Source organism: uncultured Algibacter sp. (assembly GCF_947487605.1).
GTDB lineage: Bacteria > Bacteroidota > Bacteroidia > Flavobacteriales > Flavobacteriaceae > Algibacter_D.
The window spans coordinates 1-1,281 of sequence record NZ_CANKXK010000043.1; the positions used below are offsets into that span (position 1 = coordinate 1).

Consider the following 1,281-nt stretch of genomic DNA (forward strand, 5'->3'; position numbering starts at 1 on the left):
CACAAAACCGCACTAATCTTATACATAAACGTTGTGAGCCATTAACAGCAACTTAACATTAACAAAAATGAAAATAATATTTAATTCAATTCTAACAGTCTGCATTGTACTTTTCATAACTTCTTGTAGTGAAAAAGAAAAGAAAGAGGAAAAATTTACAATTACAGGAGAAGTTACTGGGTTTCCTGATGGAACAAAATTCTATTTGCGAAACTTGGCTACTGATGCTGTTTTCGACAGCACGACAGTAGAAAATAACAACTTTAAATTTGAAGGGCATTTATATAGCCCACCAGAACAAATTTGGTTAAATGCTAGTGTTGACAAAAAATTCATCTATACTAATCTTCTTATTGGAAATGATAATATTACTGTTAAAGGAGATATATCAGACTTTCCTTGGAACGTAATTATTAAAGGTTCAAAAACTCAAGAAGATTTTAACTTTTCACAAAGCCTTACAAAAGAAAATAATATCAAAAGAGATTCTTTAGTACAAGCCTTTATGAAACTCTCCCAAGAAAAACGACAAGAAATAGGATCAGAAATCTGGAAGGACATTAGAAAACTTGATAGTATTACACAGAGTTCTCGAATTAACTATATAAAATCACACCCTAACACCTACACAAGTGTGATAGAACTTGGCTATTTGAAAAATCAATTACCAAAAGACACAATACAGAAAATATATGAAAATTATACACCTGAAATAAAAGAAAGCAAATATGCCAAAGTTGTTGAAATATATCTAAGAGAGAATATCACTAAAATTGGAGATAAATTTCACGATTTTGAAGGAATGAACCAAAAGGGAGAAAAGGTTAAATTTTCAAAAGTTAGAGGAGAATATACCCTTCTTGACTTTACCGCTGCTTATTGTGGTCCTTGTATTCAAGCCGCAGATGAACTAGTAGAAATAAACAAAGAGTATTCCGATTCTCTAAAAATAGTCAGTTTCACCCAAGACCCTAAAAAAGATGTTTGGCTGAAATCATTAGAAAGAGACAAAGTGACTTGGAATAGTATTTGGGACGGAAAAGGTAGATATAGCGAAACATCTATTAAATATGGCATACAAGGCATTCCGACTTTTATATTAATCAATCCTGAAGGAATAATAATTGACAAGTGGTCTGGATACGGAAAAGGTAGTATCCTTAGGCATTTGAAAAAAAAATTATCACAAAAATAACGGCTCACAACAAAGTATAAAAATAACGCTAAATTTAATGCTTAATCAAAAGATAGTGCTCTTTTGGTCACTCTGATTTTCCTACG

At 31.4% G+C, this 1,281-nt stretch carries 1 protein-coding gene; it reads left to right on the top strand.

The window, feature by feature from the left end; all coding sequences use genetic code 11:
• The first annotated feature begins 67 nt into the window (after positions 1-67).
• Complete coding sequence (locus Q0739_RS14835; RefSeq protein WP_298239518.1) at positions 68-1,195, top strand: TlpA disulfide reductase family protein; 1,128 nt, start codon at positions 68-70, stop codon at positions 1,193-1,195.
• Positions 1,196-1,281: the final 86 nt, after the last annotated feature.